Genomic DNA, 17,276 nt, shown 5'->3' with positions numbered 1-17,276 from the left:
CGAGACCCGGTGGACGGTGCGGCCGCTCGGCCGGCGGGGGAGGTCAGTCGTCGTCGTCGAGGTCGTCGTCGCGGTCGGCGGCGATCATCTCGACGATCGTGTCGACGGTGAGCCAGGGGCCGTTGCTGACCTCGCCGATCTTCTCGCGGTCCTTGAAGACGACGATGCGGTCGCTGAGGCGCACCACCTCCTCCAGCTCGGACGAGATGTAGACGACGGTCACCCCCTCCTTCGCGAGCTGCGCGATGTGCGCCTGGATCTCGACCTTCGATGCCACGTCGATCCCGCGCGCCGGCTCGTCGAGCACGAGCAGCCGCGGACGGGTCGCGAGCCACCGCGCGAGGACCACCTTCTGCTGGTTGCCTCCGGAGAGGTACTTCACCGGGATGTCCGGGTCGGCCGGCGAGATGTTCAGCGCCTCGACGTAGGTGCGCACCAGGGTGTCGGTCTCGGCGGCCGAGAGCGGGTGCGCCCAGCCGCGCAGAGCCTGCAGGCCCAGCACGAGGTTCTCGCGGAGGGAGAGGTCGCCGATGATCCCGTCCTCGCGGCGGTTCTCGCTCGAGTGGGCGATGCGGTGGCGCAGGCCCGACACCGGGTCGGAGATGTGCGCGGGCTGGCCGTCGATCAGCACCTCGCCGGTGTCCGGCTTCTCGACCCCGCTCACCAGCGACGCCAGCTCGGTGCGCCCCGAGCCGCGCAGGCCCGCGAAGCCCACGATCTCGCCGCGGTGCAGCTCCAGATCGGTCGGGCCCACGGCGCCGCGGCGGCCGATCCCGTGCGCGCGGTAGATCGCCGGGCCGACCGGCTGGCGGCGGTGCTCGCGGCGGTCGGAGCCGATCTGCCGCAGCGCGTCGATGTCCTTGCCGATCATCTTCGCGATCAGCTCCGCGCGGTCCATGGTGTGCGCCGGGTACTCGCCGACGGTGCCGCCGTCGCGGAGCACCGTCAGCCGGTCGCTGAGGGTGAGGACCTGCTCGAGGAAGTGCGAGACGAACAGGATCGCGACGCCCTGGTCGCGCAGCCTCCGCAGCACCGTGAAGAGGCGGGCCACGTCGCTGAGGTCGAGGCTGGAGGTGGGCTCGTCGAGCACGAGCACGCGCGGACGGTCGACCATCGCGCGGCTGATCGCGACCAGCTGGCGGATCGCCGGCGAGAGCGAGCGCAGCGGCAGGTGCGGATCGAGGTCCTCCAGGCCCAGCTCGGCGAGCATCTCGGCCGCGCGGTGGTGGGTGCGCGACCAGGAGATGCCGAAGCGGCCGCGGACCTCGTGGCCGAGCATCACGTTCTCGCCGATGCTGAGGTTGTCGGTGAGGCGCTCGTCCTGGAACACGGCCGTGATGCCCGCTGCCTTCGCCTCCGCCGGGCCGCTGAAGCGCCGGGCGACGCCGTCGACGAGGATCTCGCCCGCGTCGGGCTGGTGGATGCCGGTGAGCGTCTTGATCAGCGTGGACTTGCCCGCGCCGTTCTCGCCCATCAGCCCGTGGATCTCGCCCGGCACCAGCCGCAGGTTCCCGTCCTTCAGAGCGGGTCCGGAGGCGAAGGAGACGCGGATGCCGGTCATCTCGACGACGGGTGCCGCGGAGCTCCGGGTCGTCCTCGATGAGATCGCCACGTGCCGTCCTCGGTTCGTGTGCGGCGCGCCGTCAGGGTCCGGCGTGCCAGGGGCTGCCGCCGATGATACGCGAGCGCATGCGGCGGGACGGGAACAGGAGGGTCACGATCGGGGAGCGGCCGTGGAGGAGCGGATCACCAGCTCCGTGGGGATCCGGGTGCGCTGCGGGCTCTCCTGGCCGCGGATCCTCGCGTGGATCACCTCGGCGACCGTCGTCCCGAGCTTGTCGAAGTCCTGGCGGACCGTCGTCAGCGGCGGGAGGAAGTGGCGGGCGGTGGGCAGGTCGTCGAAGCCGACGATGCTCATGTCCTCGGGCACGCGGATCCCGCGCTCGACGAGGCCGTGGATCACTCCGAGCGCCATCTCGTCGTTCGCGACGACCATCGCGGTGAAGTCGGGCACCGACTGCAGGCTCGCGGCGAAGTCGTACCCGGAGTCCGGGGTCCAGTCGCCGATGACGATGGGGCGCTCGTGCATCCCCCACGACTTCGCGCGGCTGTGGAAGGCGCGCTCGCGGGCGCGCGCGTCGAGCCAGTCGAGGGGGCCGGAGAGGTGCAGCACGTCGCGGTGGCCGAGGTTGCCCAGGTGGTCGACGGCCTGGAACATGCCGGCCTGCTGGTCGACCGAGACGGTGAGGAAGCTCGGATCCTTGTCGCTCTTCACCACGAGCGTCGGCACGCCGATCTCGACGGTGCGGAGGGTCGCCACGGAGGAGGAGCGCGGCGCGATCACGCAGAGCGCGTCGATCCCGAGGCCCATCAGGTGGGCGATCGCGTCGGTGGGGGTCATCTCGAGGTCCGGCCGCAGCGCGACGGAGGTGATCGAGTACCCCTTCTCGCGGGCGGCGCGCTCGATCGCGCGGAGGGTGCTCGACGGCCCGTACTCGGCGCCGCTCTCGATCATCACGCCGATGCGGTCGGTGCGCTGCGTGACGAGGGAGCGGGCGGCGATGTTCGGCCTGTAGTTGAGCTCGTCGACCGCCTCGAGGACCTTCTGGCGGGTCGACTCCTTGATGTTGGGGTGCCCGCTGAGCACGCGCGACACGGTCATGTGCGAGACGCCCGCGACCGCCGCGACATGGCGGAGGTTCGGCCGATCGGCCATGAGAGGACCTCCTCCGCTCCCCGGGCGGGTGAGCCGCGCCACCCCGGCGCGGACGAGGCTCAGAGGGCTCGGCTGCCGGGGGTGGCACCAGCATAGTCAGGCGGGGCCGACCTCCCGGTGGGCGCCTCCTGAGCGGGCGGGCATCGTCCGTTCCGCTGCCGGATCCGCCGTGGCGCGGGGCGGGCGGGACCGTCCCGGTCGCGTCGCTCTCACTGCGGTCCTCGATGATCGAGGGGGCTCCGCGCCCCTGCCGCCGGGGAGCTCCGTGAAGCGGAGGACATGCCGTTCCCTGCTGCGCTCGATGTCGCGGAGGCACGAATCGACTGTCGACTCCGCGTTCGGAGACTCGGAGTAGAAGCTCTTCTCGAGAGAGCACTCGTACGGGCCGTGCTCACGAGCGATGACATGAGCCGTACGGCTGCGGAGAAGGATCTCGGCACGGGCCAGTCGAGCACGCAGGCTCTGCCGCAGCGCTTCATCTGCGTCGCAGACCGCTCGGACGTCCTCGAACGAGACTCCGTCCGCGAACGAGTCGTCCCCGTCGTGCGGAGCCCGCTGGAACTAGCGGGCGTACCCGGAGAAGCGGTAGTGGTTCTGCGCGGCCAGGTAGCTCGTGCAGGCCTCCCCGTCGGCGATGCCGAGCCCGCGGTCACGGAGGAGCTGGACCTGCTGCTTCCACGACAGGCTCGGTTTCCGTGCCATCGCAGTACCTCGGTGCCGAAGAAAAAGGCCCCTCCCACGTGAGCATCGCGGAGAGGCTTGGGAGGGGGTCGATCGGATCGAATCTACCAGGCGTCCCTCAGCCGTGGTCCCTGCGGCGCCACTCGACCAGCAGGTGGCACGAGTGCTGATCGGACCATCGCCGCAGGACGGAGAGGGCCGACCGCCGCGGCGCCGAACGCTGCGGGTCTTCGAAGGCGCGGGGCGGGCGAGTACTCTCGGGAGCCTCATGGCACGCGACAACGAACCGACCGTCACCCTCACCGATCCGCTCGAGGAGCGCCTGCGCGCGCAGGTCGCCCGCGAGGGGGAGCGCAACGTCGCTCTGCGATCCGCGGCCCTGCTCACCGGCGGGTACGAGGGCGAGTCCTTCCTCCTCACCGTGGGCGGCGAGCACGCCGACGGGATCCTCAAGGGAGCGCCCTCCCTCTACTGGCCCGAGCTCTGGGGTGCCCGCGCGCTCCTCTACGTCTGGGACGACGACGCCGCCGACGCGGTGACCGCCGGACTCGCGAACCCCTCCTGGCGCGTCCGCGAGATGTGCGCCCGCGTCTGCGCCGAGCGCGTGCTGGGCGGGCAGAAGAAGCTGTCCCGCCTGACCACCGACGAGCACCCCCGGGTCCGCGCGGCAGGAGCGCGCGCTCTCGTGGCGGCCGCTCTGGCGGGGATCTCCTCCGGTCGCGACGCGAAGGGCGAGTTCGCGGCGAGCGTCGAGGCCGTCCTGACGGGCATGCTCCGCGACCCGGACCGCGACGTCCGCCGCGCCGCGCAGCAGTCGGCCGACGCGCTGCGGGACGCCCGCTCAGCCTGAGCGGACCGTCCGCCGGCGGTCGAGGCGTCGCGAAGGGCCGCCTCCCGGCTCGGATGACGACCGTTCGTGACGCCTCGGAGCCTCGGGGGCTCAGCCGACCAGGTGCGTCGCGCGCTCGAAGGCGCGCTTCAGCTCGTCGCGCTTGCGGGGCTGGCTCATCGCCCGCTGGCCGGGGCTCCACGAGTCGATGACCGTCGGGCCGTCGACCAGGTACGGCTCGATGTTCTTCTTCCAGCCGCTGGTCGGCGCGGTCCCGGCGTTGACGACGACCCGCAGGTCGGGGAGCAGCGGCAGGAGCCGGCGCAGCTCCATCGCGCCCTGCCGCACCTCGTCCGCATCGGGGACGCCGTCGAGCTGCCACGGCACGATGTTCCAGACCAGGGTGCGGGCGTGCAGTCCGACCTCGTCGCGGAGGGTCCAGGTCGAAGCGGCCGTCGCGTCGTCGTTGTCGACCGAGACGAAGCCGGAGCCGTCGGGGCCGGTCGACATCGGTCCCGGGGCCTCCAGCACGATGAGCGCGCGCGCCTCGACGCCGGCCTCGGCCGGGTCGAAGTCGGGCACCACGGCACCCGGATGCCTGCGGGTGCGCCGGGCGAGGAGCTCCTCGCGGAACGCCCGGAGGGGCTGCACCGAGGGCTCGTCCTCGAGCAGGGCCCGGCGCTCGTCGAGGGCGGAGCGGTCGCGGAAGCCGTACGGCTCGGTCAGGAACACCCTCCGAGGCTAGTCGCGATCCGCCCAGCCGCGGGAGGCGGGCCTGCGGGCGCCCTCCTGGGTGACCCCGGCAGGGCCTGGCTCGCGCCGCCCCCGGCTCCTACGGTCTGACTGCAGTCGAGAATCTGGACCGGAGGGGGTCACCGTGTCGGACGAGCCGTCAGTGAGCATCGGGGTTCCGTACGTCGAAGGGGGGTCGTCGCCGCAGGTGCTGGACGTGTACAGCAGGTCGGTGTCCCCGGCCGAGGACGCCGCTCGGCCGGCCGTCGTGCTGATCCACGGCGGCGGGTGGTTCCGGGGGGACAAGAGCAAGGAGCGGGCGCTCGCGACGATGCTGGTCGACGCCGGCTACCTCGTGTTCGCGGCGGACTACCGCGAGGCTCCGGACTCGGTCTTCCCGGCCAGCAGGGACGACGTGCTCGCCGCGGAGCGGTGGGCGGTCGCGTCCGAGTGGGCGTTCGACCGGAGCAGACTGGCGTTCTTCGGCGGATCGGCGGGCGGGAACCTGGTCGTGGAGGCCGCGATCGCCACCGGTCGGCCCGCCGTCAGCTGGTCGGGGATGTTCGACCTCCTCGGCATCGTCGAGGCGACCGACGACCTCCCGGCCACGCCGACGACGCAGGACCTCGACGCCATGAAGAGCGCCGACATCAACCAGACCGGCCGGAACGACGCCTTCCTGCGCTGGACGATCCTCAACGAGGTCGGGGGCGACCGCGGGCTGCTCACCGCCGCCTCCACGACGCGCCACGCCTCCCCGGACGGCGGGCCGGTGTTCCTGGCCAACTCGCTCGGCGAGTTCGTCCCCGTGAGCGACGCGCAGGCCATGCAGGCGGCGCTCTCCGCGGTCGGAGTCGCCAGCACGCTGCAGCTGATCCCGGGCACCCGTCACGCCGAGGGGTACACGGAGGCGGCCATCGGCCCCTCGCTCGCCTTCCTCCGCGACGCCCTCCCGCCGGCCCGAGCATGACGACGACGGAGTTCGCCGGAGTCGGAAACGTCTTCTACTTCGTCGACGACCTCGACGCCGCGATCGCCTGGTACTCGGCGCGGCTCGGGCGCGAGCCCGTCGTCCGCGGCGGGGCGCTCGTGGCCTACGACCTGGACGGCACCCGCCTGACGCTGCACGAGCGGGACGAGCTGAACCGGCCCGGACCCGACGGCACGAGCCCGTACTGGACGGTCCCCGACGTCGACGCCGTCGTCGCCGACTGGACGGCGAACGGCGCCGTCGCCCACCGCGGTCCGAAGACGGTGTTCACGGGGGAGCGGCTGTGCCAGCTGCTGGACCCGTTCGGCAACCTCTTCTCGGTGCGGCAGGCCGTGCCCCGTGACTGAGGACGTCGCTCCGGCTCCCGCTCCCGCCGCCCCGGCGCAGACGTCCGCGCCGGCGCAGCCGTCGGCCTGGGCGCCCATGGCGATCACCGCCTTCCGCGTGCTGTGGTTCGCCCAGCTGGGCAGCAACATCGGCACCTGGATGCAGACCGTCGGAGCCCAGTGGTACCTGGTCGAGGCGGCCGCGGGCGCGGCGGTCGTCGCGCTCGTGCAGACGGCGAGCCTGGCGCCCTCGATCCTCGTCGCCCTCCCCGCGGGCGTGCTGGCCGACTCGCTCGACCGGCGGCGGCTGCTCATCTGGGGGTCGTCGGCCAGCGCGCTGCTGGCGGCCGCTCTGACGGTCGTGGCGGCGGTCGGCGCGCTGACGCCGTGGACGATCCTGGCCTTCACCTTCCTCCTCGGCATCACCTCCACCCTGACCTCGCCCGCCTGGCAGGCGATCCAGCCGGAGCTCGTGCCCCGGAACCTGATCGCGGCGTCGTCGGCACTCGGAGGCGTGACGGTGAACGGCGCCCGCGCGGTCGGGCCGGCCCTGGCGGGAGTGGTCCTCTCGGCGTTCGGCGCTCCGGTGGTCTTCGGCATCAACGCCCTGAGCTTCATCGGCGCCGTGCTCGCCCTGCTCTGGTGGAAGCGGCCCGCGCAGACCGGCCTCGACGACCGCGAGCAGTTCGGCGCCGCGCTGAAGGGAGGGATCCGGTACGTCGCCTCCGCGCACCTCGTCCGCCGGATCCTCCTCCGCTCCGCGCTCTTCGCCCTGCCCGCCAGTGCGCTCTGGGCGCTGCTGCCGCTCACCGCGAAGCGCCTCCAGCTCGACTCCAGCGGCTACGGCTTCCTCCTCGGGGCCCTCGGGGCCGGTGCCGTGCTCGGCGTGTTCGCCCTGCCGCTCGCCCGCCGGAAGCTCTCGGACGACGTCGTCATCGGGGCGAGCGCCGTGCTGTTCGCGGCGGGGACGCTCGCGGCGGCCTTCCTGCCCCTCGTTCCGGCACTGCTGCTGCTGGTCCTCGCGGGGCTGGCCTGGATCGGCACCCTCACCGTGCTGAACGCGGCGCTGCAGCTCACGCTGCCGCAGTGGGTGCGGTCCCGCGGAGCCTCGATCTACATCCTGGTCTTCATGGGGACCATGGCGGTCGGCTCGATCGGCTGGGGCCTGGCCGCGCAGGTGCTCGGCACCGCGCCCGCGTACGCCGCGGCGGCCGCTCTGCTCCTCCTCGTGGCGGCCAGCGTGCGGGTGCTGCCCCTGCTGCCGGGGACGGGAACCGTCGACCGCAGCATCTCGATGTCGTGGCCCACGCCCACGCTGGTGTTCGAGCCGGAGCCGACGGACGGGCCGGTGATGGTGCAGATCTCGTGGACGGTCCGCCCCGACTCCCTCGCGGACTTCCGATCGGCCATGCGGCTGCTGGAGAGCTCCCGCCGCCGGACCGGCGCCTCGCGCTGGGCGCTCTACCGGAGCGGGGAGGAGGCCGACGTGCAGCTGGAGACGTTCATGGTGCCCTCGTGGGGCGAGTTCCGGCGGCAGGAGACCCAGCGGCTGACCGGCCGCGACCGCGAGATCCGCGCGGCGGCGCTGACGCACGCCGACGGCGATCCCGTCGAGCGGCACTTCTTCCCGAGCGCGACGCCCTCCTCCTGAGAGAGGGAGCGGCGGCGAGCCGTCCCCGTGATCGTCGAGACGGCCGGCGTGCGAGCGGTGTCTCGGCGGCAGGCGGATGTCTCGCCCCGCGTCCCGGGCGCGAGGGCGGAGGTGCGCTGCGGTCAGCCGCCGACGGTGGAGCCGAAGCCGGACTTGCCGGAGGAGCCGAAGCCGCCGGAGAGGGTCGCCTTCGAGCCGACGGTCGAGCCGGCCGGCGCGCGCTGCACGACGTCGGGCTGGGTCGCTCCGCGGGCCGCGAAGCCGCCGGACGCGACGGGCGCCCAGCTGGTCGCCCGCGTCGAGTTCCAGCGCGAGGACGCGAAGATCAGCGGGCCGAGCCAGAAGCCGCCGGCGTAGTGCCCGCGGTACTCGTCGGTCGCCTCGCACAGCTGCTCGGGGTCGTCGCCGACCTCCTCGCCCTGCGCCTGGAGCTGGGCGATCTGCTCCCGCACGTCGGCGAGGCAGTCCTCACGGCTCGCGTAGACGGGGCGCTCGGCGTTCTCGGGGATGACGTAGTCCTGGCCGTCGGCTCCCGTGGCGACGACGCCGTCGGTCGAGGGGCCGCCGTTCGCGAGAGCCACGGCGAGGCCGACCGCGCCGACCGCGACCGCGCCGCCGATGAGCAGGCCGCGGCGGTTCTTCGCGATGCCGCTGATGCCGACGCTCCGGGAGCGGTGGGGAGCGGTGCGGGTGGAGCCGTCGCCGCGGCCGGTGCCGCCGCTCGAGCCGCCGCTCGGCGTGCCGGAGCCCGCCTCGGGCTCGCGGCTGCCCCAGTCGTTCCCGGAGCTCGGCGTCCCGGAATCGCCGGGGGTGCGGTCGTCGTCCGTCATCGGGTCTCCTCGTCCTGCGGGCGGGCCGCGCGGGTGTCCTGCGGCCGGTCGTGCTCGGGGGCGCCGTACTCGGGCGCGGGGGTGCCGGGCGCGGGAGCGCCGTAGGCGGGGGTGGAGGCGTGCCCGGGGCGGGAGGCGGCCGACGCGGCGTCCGCGTCCGTCGCGGCCCCGTCGCTCCGTCCGCCCTCGATGTAGTGGGGCACGAACTCCGCCAGGTCGCCGGTGATCAGGCCGCTCGTCTCGCGCACGTCGATGCCGGCCGGGGTCTCGCCGACGATCCAGCTGCCGATGACGACGGTCTTCCCGTCGACCCGGGCCAGTTCGGCGCGCTCCTGGTGGATGAAGCCCTCGGCGCCGTAGCTCCCGCCGTTCTCGGCGACGACCGAGCCGTCGGCGTCGAGGACCGTCACGTTCGCGCCCTCCCGGCCCAGGCGCGGCTTGCGCACCTGCGCGGTGCCGGGCAGCGGATGCACGGAGGCGGGCAGCAGGTTCGGGTGGCCGCGGAACATCTCCCACAGCACCACCAGCAGCTGCTTGTTGCTGAGCAGGAGCTTCCACGCCGGCTCGACCCAGCGGGTGCGCTCGCGCCGGTCGAGGAGGAGGCCGCCGAACTGCTCGCCGAGCATCCACTCCCACGGGTACAGCTTGAAGACGTGGCGGATCGGCTCGCCGTCGCCGTCGAGGAAGCCGGCGCCGTCGAGCTCGTAGCGGATGTCCTCGACGAAGATCAGCTTGGGGTCGAAGCCGGCCTGCGCCGCGGTCTCGGCCATGTAGGCGACGGTGTCGGCGTCCTCGACGATCAGCTCGCCGTCTCCGGAGTCGTGCAGCGACGCGAGGTGCAGGCGGGCGCCCTCGTCGAGGCTCCAGCGCTCGAGGCGGAGGTGGCGCCACTGCTCGACGAGCTGCTCGTGCAGGCTGTTGAACTGGTCGGCGTCGGGCCCCTTCGTCTCGACGAGCCACTGCCACTGGGCCGCGGCCGTCTCGACCAGCGAGGTCGGGGTGTCGGCGTTGAACTCGAGCAGCTTCACCGCGCCCGCGCCGTCGTAGGCGAGGTCGAAGCGGCCGTAGACCGTGGGGTCGTCCTCGTCCCACGAGGTGCGCACCAGGTCGTGGAAGCGGGGCGGGATGCCGAACTCGGCGAAGCGGCCCTTCCGCACCACGAGCTCGCACGCCTCCATGCAGAGGTCGAACAGCTCCGAGGTCGTGCGCTCGAGCAGGTCGATCTCGGCAGGCTCGAAGGAGTACGCCGCGGACTCGTTCCAGTAGGGGCGGCCGCCCTCGGAGGGGAGGTCGTAGAAGCTGAAGCCGATCTCGTCGCAGCGGGCTCGCCAGTCCGGTCGCGGAGTGAGGGTGTGTCTGCGCATGATGTCCGGCAAGTGTAGGTCGGGCGTCCGCGTGAGGGCAGGGGGTGGCGCCGTCCTCCGCGCTAGCCTCGACGGGAGCGAAAGGCCGTGCCATGACCGCACCCCTCCCGCTCGCGGGCGTCCGCGTCCTCGAGCTCGGCAACTTCATCGCGGCGCCCACGGCTGGCCGGCTGCTCGCCGACTTCGGCGCCGAGGTGATCAAGGTGGAGCGGCCCGGCACGGGGGACGAGCTGCGCCGCTGGCGGCTGCACGAGGGGTCCGAGACCTCGCTCCTCTTCCACACGATCAACCGCAACAAGCGCTCGATCGCGCTCGACCTGCGCACGGACGAGGGGCGCGACGCCGTCCGCCGCCTGGTCGCCGAGTGCGACGTGGTGCTCGAGAACTTCCGGCCCGGCACGCTCGAGCGCTGGGGGATCGGGCCGGCCGTGCTCGACGAGGCTCGGCCCGGCATCGTGATCGGCCGCATCTCCGCGTTCGGGCAGACCGGCCCGCTGTCGGCCCGGCCCGGGTTCGCGGCGGTCGCGGAGGCGATGGGCGGGTTCCGCGAGCTGGTCGGCGACCCGGACCGGCCGCCCGTGCGCGTCGGCGTCTCGATCGGCGACTCGATCGCCGGGCTGTACGCGGGCTACGGAGTGATGATGGCGCTGTTCCAGCGCGAGACCCGCCGCTCCGCCGGGCTGGATCCGGCACCGCTGGCGGAGCGGGTCGTCGACGTGGCGCTGCACGAGGCGATGTTCTCGATGACGGAGTCGCTGATCCCCGACTTCCAGGCGCACGGCATCGTCCGGGAGCGCGTCGGCGGGCGGATGGAGGGCATCGCCCCGACCAACGCCTACACCTGCGCCGACGGGGCGAGCATCGTGATCGCGGGGAACGCGGACGCGATCTTCCAGCGGCTGATGGCGGTGATCGGCCGCGCCGACCTGGGCGAGGACCCGGCGCTCGCCTCGAACGAGCAGCGCTGGGCCCGGCGCGACGAGCTGGACGCGGCGATCGGCGCGTGGACGGCGGGCCGCACCGCCGCCGAGGCGCTCGCGGTCCTCGACGACGAGGGCGTCCCCTCCGGCCCGATCTACACGGCCGCCGACATCAGCGCGAGCGAGCAGTACGCGGCGCGCGACATGATCCAGCCCTTCGACGTCGAGGACGCCGGCGGCACTCTGCGCGGCGTGGGCTTCCCGGGGATCGTGCCGGTGCTCGGCGGCCGCTCCCTCCCCATCCGCTCGCTCGCGCCCGACCTGGGCCAGGACACCGAGGAGGTGCTGGGGATGCTCCGGCGGACCGGTCCCGCTGCTCCCTCCGCCGGCGGGGCTCCTGCCGCTCCCTCCGCCGCCGCTGCCGAGGAGGCCGGCCGGTGACCGCGCTCGCCTCCGCGCGCCTGCGAGACGTCACCCTCCGCGACGGCCTGCAGCTCACCGGCAAGCTCCTGACGACCGAGCGCAAGGTCGACCTCGCGCGCACGCTGCTCGCCGCGGGAGTGCCCGAGCTCGAGATCGGCTCGCTCGCGCGCGGCGACCTCGTCCCTCCGATGGCCGACACCCTCGACGTGATCGCCGCGCTCACTCCCGAGGAGCTGGAGCGGTGCTGGGTGTGGGTCGCGACTCCGCGCCACGTCGAGCGTGCGGCCGCCGCGGGGGCGCGCGGCTTCCAGTACTGCTTCTCGGCGTCCGACTCGCACAACCTCGCCAACGTCGGCAGGCCGACCGAGGCGAGCCTGGCCGCGATGCCGGAGGCGGTCGCGCTCGCCGAGAGCGTCGGCGGGCGGATCCAGCTGTGCATCGCCACCTCGTTCACCTGCCCGTTCGAGGGCCCGGTCGACCCGGAGCGCGTGCTCGCGATCGCGCGCGACCCGCGGGCGGAGGGAGCGGCCGACGTGGTCGTCTGCGACACGCTCGGGCAGGCGCACGCCGGCCAGGTGGCGTCGCTCGTCTCGCGCGTGGCGGCGGAGACCCCGCCTCGCGAGATCGTGTTCCACGGGCACGACACCTGGGGCTCGGGCGTCGCGAACGCGATCGCCGCCGTGCAGGCCGGGGCCTCGGTGGTCGACGGCGCGCTCGGCGGCCTCGGCGGCTGCCCCTTCGCACCGGGCGCCAGCGGCAACACGGCGACCGAGGACCTCCTGTTCGCCCTGCGCCCCGACTGGTTCACGCCCGGCGCGCTCGCGGTCCTCGTCGGCGAGTCGGAGGCGCTGCTCGCCGAGCTCGGCGAGCCCGGCCGCTCGAAGGCCGCGCAGGGCGCCCGCTCGAACGCCCCCGCCTTCCCCTGGGCGCTCTGAGCGGATCGTCCCCCGCTCGTCGGTCCGAAGCGTCACGAACGGCCGCCTCCCGCCGCGGAGGACGACCGTTCGCGACGCCTCGACAGCGTCGTGCGGGTCAGCGCGCGAGCAGCGCGCCGAGGCGTGTGCGCTCGGCGCGGAGGACGTCGACCAGGAGGGACCCCTCTGGCGCGGCGAGCCAGCGCTCCAGGGCGAGGTCGAAGAGGGCGGAGGCCGCGAGGGCGGCGAGGGCCGCGTCCCCCGGCGCGACTCCGGCGTCGACGAGAGCGGCGCGCATGCTCTCGGCGAGGGCGGCCGACTTCAGGAGCTCGCGCTCGCGCAGCTGCGGCTCGGAGCGCACGACGGCGCGGCGGGCGGAAATCTGAGCGCGCCAGGTCTGGAGGTCGCCCGAGGCGGCTGCCTCGAGGCCGTGCATCACGAGGTCCATCGGCGCGAGGCCGGCGGGGGCGCCGGCGAGCAGGCGGCCGACGATCTCGGGGAACTCGCGCTCGCGGAGGAAGAGGACGTCGCGCTTGTCGGCGAAGTGGCGGAAGAAGGTGCGGGTGGTGAGCCCGGCGCGCTCCGCGATCGCGGGGACGGTGGTGCCCGCGTAGCCGTGCTCGGCGAAGAGCTCCATCGCCGCCTGCTCGAGGCGGAGGGCGGCATCGGGGGCCCAGCGTGACATCCGCCCAGGATAGCTGACGACACGACGTGTCATCAGGAGTAGGGTGACGACACGTCCTGCCATCACTTCCGACTGGAGCCGCCCGTGCCCGAGAACGCCGCCGCCCTGCTGACCGCCCCGCGGGCCGACCTCGTCGTCCGCCCCGCTCCGATGCCCGTCCCCGGTCCGGGGGAGGTCCTGCTACGCAACGGCGCCCTGGCCGTGAATCCGGTCGACGAGATGAAGCAGTGGACGGGCGATCTGATGTTCCGGTGGGTGCCGTACCCGGCGGTGCTCGGGGAGGACGTGGCGGGAGTGGTCGAGGCGGTCGGCCCTGGAGTGACGCGCTTCGCCGTCGGCGACCGGGTCGTCGCGTACGCGGTCGGGATGGAGCGCGGGCGGCGGAACCGCGACGAGGGCGCCTTCCAGGAGTACACGGTCGTGCGCGAGGACCTGGCGGCGCCGATCCCCGACCGGCTGGGCTTCGAGGAGGCGGCGGTGCTGCCGCTCGCGGTCTCGACGGCGGCGACGGCGCTGTTCCAGCGGGACCACCTCGCCCTGCCGCACCCGAGCGTCCCGGTCCGGCCGACGGGCAGGACGGTCGTGGTCTGGGGCGGGACGACGAGCGTGGGGAGCAACGCGATCCAGCTCGCCGTCGCCTCCGGGCACCGCGTGGCGACGACCGCGTCGCCCCGCAACCACGAGCGGATGCGCGAGCTGGGCGCCGAGATCGTGCTCGACTACCGCAGCCCCTCCGTCGTCGCCGACCTGGTGGCTGCGCTCGCGGGCCACGAGGTCGCGGGGGTGCTCGCGATCGGGACGGGTTCCGGTGCCCCGTCGGTGGCGGTGGCCGCGGGCACCGGAGCGCGACGGGTCGCCCTGGCCAGCCCCTCCGTCTCGTTCGGCTCGCTCCCGCGCCGACGCGGTGTCAGCGCCGCCTTCGTGCGGACGATGCTGCGCGTGGTCGGCGGCACCGCGGCGCTGAAGATCGCGGCCCGGCGCCGCGGCATCCGCGCCCGCTTCGTCTGGGGCGGCTCGCTGATGACGAACGAGGTGGGGCCGATGCTGTGGCGCGACCACCTGCCGGCGGCGCTCGCCGAGGGCCGTCACGTCTGCGCCCCGGCGCCCGAGGTGGTGGGTGAGGGGCTCGCCGCGCTGCAGCCCGCCCTCGACCGGCTGCACGAGGGTGTGTCGGCGGTGAAGCTGGTCGTCCGCCTCTGAGGGGCGGGTCGCCGCCGCCTGCCCCGCCGTGCCGCGGACCGGCCGCTCCGCCCGCAGCCGCTCCGCCCGAGCCGTGCCGCCGAGTGGCCGCAGCGCCGGAGCCTCGGTATCGTGGCGCGCTCCGACGCGACCCGAGGAGATCCCGTGATCCGCCGCACCGCCCCCGGAGCCGCCGCGCTCCTCCTGCTCGCCCTGACCGGCTGCTCCGCCGGGTCGTCGCCCGCGGCGTCCCCGTCCGCCACTCCGGAGCCCGTCGGCGGCCTCGGGGTCGCCGTCTCGGCGCTCTGCGAGCCCGGCTCCGATCCGCAGTGCGTCCCGGTCGGCGGGCAGGACGTCCTCGTCGATCCCGAGGACTTCACCCGCGCGGGCGTCGCCGCGGTCGAGGCCGATCCGAGCACGGGAGTCGTCGACGTCCGGTTCGACGAGGCGGGCGCCGCCCTCCTGCGCCGCGGCTCGCAGGCGGCCATCGACGAGGGGGCCGACGCCCGGCTCCTCCTCCGCGTGGGCGACCGGGTCGAGTCGGCGCTCTCCGTGATGCAGCCGATCGAGGGCGACACCGTGCAGATCGTTCCCGCGGAGGGCGACGCGCAGGGGCTGGTCGACCGGATCCTCGCCGGCTGACGCCCGCCTAGGATCGGCGCATGGCGAAGGGTTTCCGCACGGAGCGCACGCAGGCGCTCCTCCTCGCGCAGCCCTGGGCGCTCTCGCTGGTGAGCGCCGTCTTCGTGGCGGGGATGCTCTGGCTGGCGGCGGACGCGGGCTGGGATCTCGGCGCGGTCGTCGGCGGCGGACGCCGGCACGCGCCGCTGTGGCTGGTGCTCCTGCTCGGCCTGCCGCTGTTCGGCGCCGGAGTGGTGCTCGGCGCGGTCCGGCAGGTGCGGCTCCTGCGGCGGCCGGCGGCGCCGCCCGTCCCGAGTCCGGAGGCGGAGCGGCTGCGGCGCGAGGGCCCGGGCTGGCTCAGCCGGCGCGAGGACGAGCGAGCGGCGCAGGGCGGGACCGGGAGCGCGCAGGGCGGCACCGGCGGCATACCGGACGTGATCGGCAGCGCTCCCGACGGCACGGACGACCCGCGCGACGAGGCCCGCTGACCGCGCCTCAGAGGTGCAGCATCCCCCAGTCGATGATCACGGCCAGCGCCGTGTAGGCCGCGGCCACTGCTCCGACCGCCTTGCCCGCGCGGTCGAGGTCGGCCTGCGGGTCCGGACCGGCGTCGGCGACGACCCGGAGCAGCGCTCCGACCAGCGCGATCAGCGTGATCGCCAGGATCCAGACCTTGAGCGACGCGTGCGGATCGACATGCGCGAGCGTCAGCGCGACGACCGGCACCGCCACCACGAGCACCGACGCCAGCACCAGGAGGCAGCCGCGCCGGGTGAGGCCGGTCGGCCCGAAGGAGCCGCCGCGCATCCAGGCGCGCACGCGCTGCCTCCGCGACGCGGGCGGACCGCCGGCGGAGTCCGCGTCGGTCGAGGGCCCCCAGTCCTGCGCGGTCGTCATCGCGCGGTGCCGGAGCGGTCGGGAGTCGGGCTGGGCCGCATCGGGTCCTCCAGGAGACGAGGGGGCGCGTCGGACGGTGGTGCCGACCCCTCAGTCTCGGGAGCGCCTCCGGCAGCGGCAAGCGCCTCTTCCGGACATGTCCGGAAGAGGACGCTCAGGCCCGTCCCTGCAGGATCAGATTCCAGTACACCCACGGCAGGACGCGGCGGTCGGCGAGGAAGGTGAGGCGCCGCTCCTTCGCCAGGCCCGTCCAGAAGGGGACGGTCGGCTTCGGGCGGTAGCGGTCGTCGAACTCGGCGAACACCACGCTCGACCGCGAGACCACGAAGGGGCAGACGGAGTAGCCGTTGTAGACGCGGGGGAGCGGGCGGCCCTTCTGCGCGGCGACGAGGTTCTTCGCGAGCGTGGTGGTCTGCTGGCGCAGTGCTCCTCCGGACTTCGAGTTGACCGTGGCCGCCGCGTCGCCGAGCGCCCAGACGTCGGGGAACCGCGGGTGCCGCAGGGTCAGCGGGTCGACCTCGACGAAGCCGCCCTCGTCGCCCTCGGCGGCCAGTCCGGTGCCGGCCAGCCAGTCGGGGGCCGACTGCGGGGGCACGGCGTGCAGCACGTCGTACGACAGCGTCTCGCGCGGGCCGTCGGTCGAGCGCCGCGCGCGGTCGGGGCCGGGGAGGGCGGTCGCGCGCCCGTCGACGGCGAGGACGACCCTCCGCTCGGCCGCGTCGACCTCGACCAGCTCGCGGCCGTAGCGGACCTCGATCCCGTACTCCGCCACCTTCCGCTCGAGCTCGGAGTCGATCAGCGGCATCCCGAACAGGGTGGGGGTCGGCACGACGAGCACGACGCGGATGCGGTCGAGGACGCCGGTCGCGCGCCAGTAGTCGCAGGCGAGGTACATCGGCTTCTGCGAGGCGCCGGAGCAGGTGCCGGGGCCGCCGGGCTGCGTGAAGACGACGGTGCCGGAGCGGACCTCGCGGAGCACCTGCGACGCCTTGCGGGCGTACTCGTACTCGTAGTTGGACACTCCGAACGGTGAGTCCATCGCCTCCTGGAGCCCGGGGACCGCGGCCCAGTCCTTCTGGATCCCGGGGCAGACGACGAGCTGCCCGTAGCCGACGGTGCGGCCGGAGAGGAGGGTGACCGTGTGCGCGACCGGGTCGATCGTCTCGACGCGGTCCTGGATCCAGACGACCCCCTTCGGCGTCACCGAGCCCTGGGGCCGGGTCGCCGCGGAGGCGGGTGCGGTGCCGCCCGCGACGTGGGAGAGCATCGGCTGGTAGACGTGGGTCGACCGGGGCTCGATCACCGCGACGTCGTCCACTCCGGAGCGCCGCAGCCGTCCCGCGGTCGAGAGTCCGGCGTTGCCGCCGCCGATGATGAGGACGTCGTGGCGGGCCGCGCCGGGATCGTTCATGGCCTCACCCTAGGGGCGCGCCGGGGCGAGCGGACGGGCTTGCGCAGACCCGCGGAAGGGGGTGCGCTCGGAGCGCTTCGGGACGGTGATCCCGCACGGCCGCCCG

Annotated in this window: 18 protein-coding genes and 1 pseudogene; 9 read left to right on the top strand and 10 right to left on the bottom strand. The window is 74.2% G+C overall.

The window, feature by feature from the left end:
* Nucleotides 1-43: 43 nt before the first annotated feature.
* From C5B93_RS12195 to C5B93_RS17300, 4 genes and pseudogenes are all read right to left on the bottom strand, one after another.
* A complete protein-coding gene (locus C5B93_RS12195; protein WP_104227030.1) occupies nucleotides 44-1,561 on the bottom strand; it encodes a sugar ABC transporter ATP-binding protein in 1,518 nt (505 codons plus the stop codon).
* Nucleotides 1,562-1,714: 153 nt separating this feature from the next.
* A complete protein-coding gene (locus C5B93_RS12190; protein ID WP_104257732.1) occupies nucleotides 1,715-2,716 on the bottom strand; it encodes a LacI family DNA-binding transcriptional regulator in 1,002 nt (333 codons plus the stop codon).
* 96 nt (nucleotides 2,717-2,812) lie between these two features.
* A pseudogene (locus C5B93_RS17895) lies at nucleotides 2,813-3,247 on the bottom strand (Abi family protein); the annotation flags it as partial.
* 30 nt (nucleotides 3,248-3,277) lie between these two features.
* Nucleotides 3,278-3,418, bottom strand: a complete 141-nt coding sequence (locus tag C5B93_RS17300; RefSeq protein WP_181068391.1) for a hypothetical protein — start codon at nucleotides 3,416-3,418, stop codon at nucleotides 3,278-3,280.
* A 247-nt stretch (nucleotides 3,419-3,665) separates the two neighbouring features.
* Between C5B93_RS17300 and C5B93_RS12180 the strand changes: the two genes are divergently transcribed.
* Nucleotides 3,666-4,247: a HEAT repeat domain-containing protein gene (locus C5B93_RS12180; RefSeq protein WP_244230570.1), complete on the top strand. Its 582-nt coding sequence runs from the start codon at nucleotides 3,666-3,668 to the stop codon at nucleotides 4,245-4,247.
* Between the two features lie 90 nt (nucleotides 4,248-4,337).
* Here C5B93_RS12180 and C5B93_RS12175 read toward each other — a convergent pair whose 3' ends face one another.
* Nucleotides 4,338-4,958, bottom strand: a complete 621-nt coding sequence (locus C5B93_RS12175; RefSeq protein WP_104261075.1) for a hypothetical protein — start codon at nucleotides 4,956-4,958, stop codon at nucleotides 4,338-4,340.
* A 232-nt stretch (nucleotides 4,959-5,190) separates the two neighbouring features.
* On the opposite strand from C5B93_RS12175, the gene C5B93_RS12170 reads away from it, so the two are divergent.
* The 3 genes from C5B93_RS12170 to C5B93_RS12160 are packed head-to-tail and all read left to right on the top strand — an operon-like array spanning nucleotide 5,191 to nucleotide 7,926.
* Complete coding sequence (locus tag C5B93_RS12170) at nucleotides 5,191-5,928, top strand: alpha/beta hydrolase (protein WP_159940689.1); 738 nt, start codon at nucleotides 5,191-5,193, stop codon at nucleotides 5,926-5,928.
* Nucleotides 5,925-6,296, top strand: a complete 372-nt coding sequence (locus C5B93_RS12165; protein ID WP_104250023.1) for a VOC family protein — start codon at nucleotides 5,925-5,927, stop codon at nucleotides 6,294-6,296. Before C5B93_RS12170 ends, C5B93_RS12165 begins: the two co-directional genes overlap by 4 nt.
* Nucleotides 6,289-7,926, top strand: a complete 1,638-nt coding sequence (locus tag C5B93_RS12160) for an MFS transporter (protein WP_244229506.1) — start codon at nucleotides 6,289-6,291, stop codon at nucleotides 7,924-7,926. The genes C5B93_RS12165 and C5B93_RS12160 overlap by 8 nt, the downstream gene beginning before the upstream one ends.
* A 122-nt stretch (nucleotides 7,927-8,048) precedes the next feature.
* Here C5B93_RS12160 and C5B93_RS12155 read toward each other — a convergent pair whose 3' ends face one another.
* Nucleotides 8,049-8,756, bottom strand: coding sequence for a hypothetical protein (locus tag C5B93_RS12155; protein ID WP_104292575.1), 708 nt, complete (start codon nucleotides 8,754-8,756; stop codon nucleotides 8,049-8,051).
* Complete coding sequence (locus C5B93_RS12150; RefSeq protein ID WP_104292574.1) at nucleotides 8,753-10,120, bottom strand: glutathionylspermidine synthase family protein; 1,368 nt, start codon at nucleotides 10,118-10,120, stop codon at nucleotides 8,753-8,755. The genes C5B93_RS12155 and C5B93_RS12150 overlap by 4 nt, the downstream gene beginning before the upstream one ends.
* A gap of 92 nt (nucleotides 10,121-10,212) precedes the next feature.
* Here C5B93_RS12150 and C5B93_RS12145 point away from each other — a divergent pair, with 92 nt between their 5' ends.
* Nucleotides 10,213-11,481, top strand: coding sequence for a CaiB/BaiF CoA-transferase family protein (locus C5B93_RS12145; protein ID WP_104292573.1), 1,269 nt, complete (start codon nucleotides 10,213-10,215; stop codon nucleotides 11,479-11,481).
* A complete protein-coding gene (locus tag C5B93_RS12140; protein WP_181068390.1) occupies nucleotides 11,478-12,398 on the top strand; it encodes a hydroxymethylglutaryl-CoA lyase in 921 nt (306 codons plus the stop codon). The genes C5B93_RS12145 and C5B93_RS12140 overlap by 4 nt, the downstream gene beginning before the upstream one ends.
* A 97-nt stretch (nucleotides 12,399-12,495) precedes the next feature.
* Here the strand turns inward: C5B93_RS12140 and C5B93_RS12135 are convergent, their stop codons facing one another.
* Entirely contained in the window at nucleotides 12,496-13,062 is a 567-nt protein-coding gene (locus tag C5B93_RS12135; RefSeq protein WP_181068389.1) for a TetR/AcrR family transcriptional regulator, read from the bottom strand.
* Nucleotides 13,063-13,146: 84 nt separating this feature from the next.
* On the opposite strand from C5B93_RS12135, the gene C5B93_RS12130 reads away from it, so the two are divergent.
* The 3 genes from C5B93_RS12130 (at nucleotide 13,147) to C5B93_RS12120 (ending at nucleotide 15,350) form a co-directional block, all read left to right on the top strand.
* Entirely contained in the window at nucleotides 13,147-14,262 is a 1,116-nt protein-coding gene (locus tag C5B93_RS12130; RefSeq protein ID WP_104257738.1) for a zinc-binding alcohol dehydrogenase family protein, read from the top strand.
* 144 nt (nucleotides 14,263-14,406) lie between these two features.
* Nucleotides 14,407-14,883, top strand: a complete 477-nt coding sequence (locus C5B93_RS12125) for a hypothetical protein (RefSeq protein WP_104234350.1) — start codon at nucleotides 14,407-14,409, stop codon at nucleotides 14,881-14,883.
* A gap of 20 nt (nucleotides 14,884-14,903) precedes the next feature.
* The gene (locus C5B93_RS12120; RefSeq protein WP_104234351.1) at nucleotides 14,904-15,350 is read left to right on the top strand and encodes a hypothetical protein; all 447 of its coding nucleotides are present in this window, start codon (nucleotides 14,904-14,906) and stop codon (nucleotides 15,348-15,350) included.
* A 7-nt stretch (nucleotides 15,351-15,357) separates the two neighbouring features.
* On the opposite strand, the gene C5B93_RS12115 is transcribed toward C5B93_RS12120, so the two are convergent.
* Both C5B93_RS12115 and C5B93_RS12110 read right to left on the bottom strand, forming a co-directional pair.
* On the bottom strand, nucleotides 15,358-15,759 hold the full coding sequence (locus C5B93_RS12115) for a hypothetical protein (RefSeq protein ID WP_104226999.1): 402 nt from the start codon (nucleotides 15,757-15,759) through the stop codon (nucleotides 15,358-15,360).
* 154 nt (nucleotides 15,760-15,913) lie between these two features.
* Complete coding sequence (locus C5B93_RS12110) at nucleotides 15,914-17,170, bottom strand: NAD(P)/FAD-dependent oxidoreductase (RefSeq protein ID WP_104292572.1); 1,257 nt, start codon at nucleotides 17,168-17,170, stop codon at nucleotides 15,914-15,916.
* Nucleotides 17,171-17,276: the final 106 nt, after the last annotated feature.

It is taken from the genome of Rathayibacter sp. AY1A2, from assembly GCF_002930935.1.
Lineage (GTDB): Bacteria > Actinomycetota > Actinomycetes > Actinomycetales > Microbacteriaceae > Rathayibacter.
This window is presented reverse-complemented; position numbering and strand designations above follow the sequence as displayed.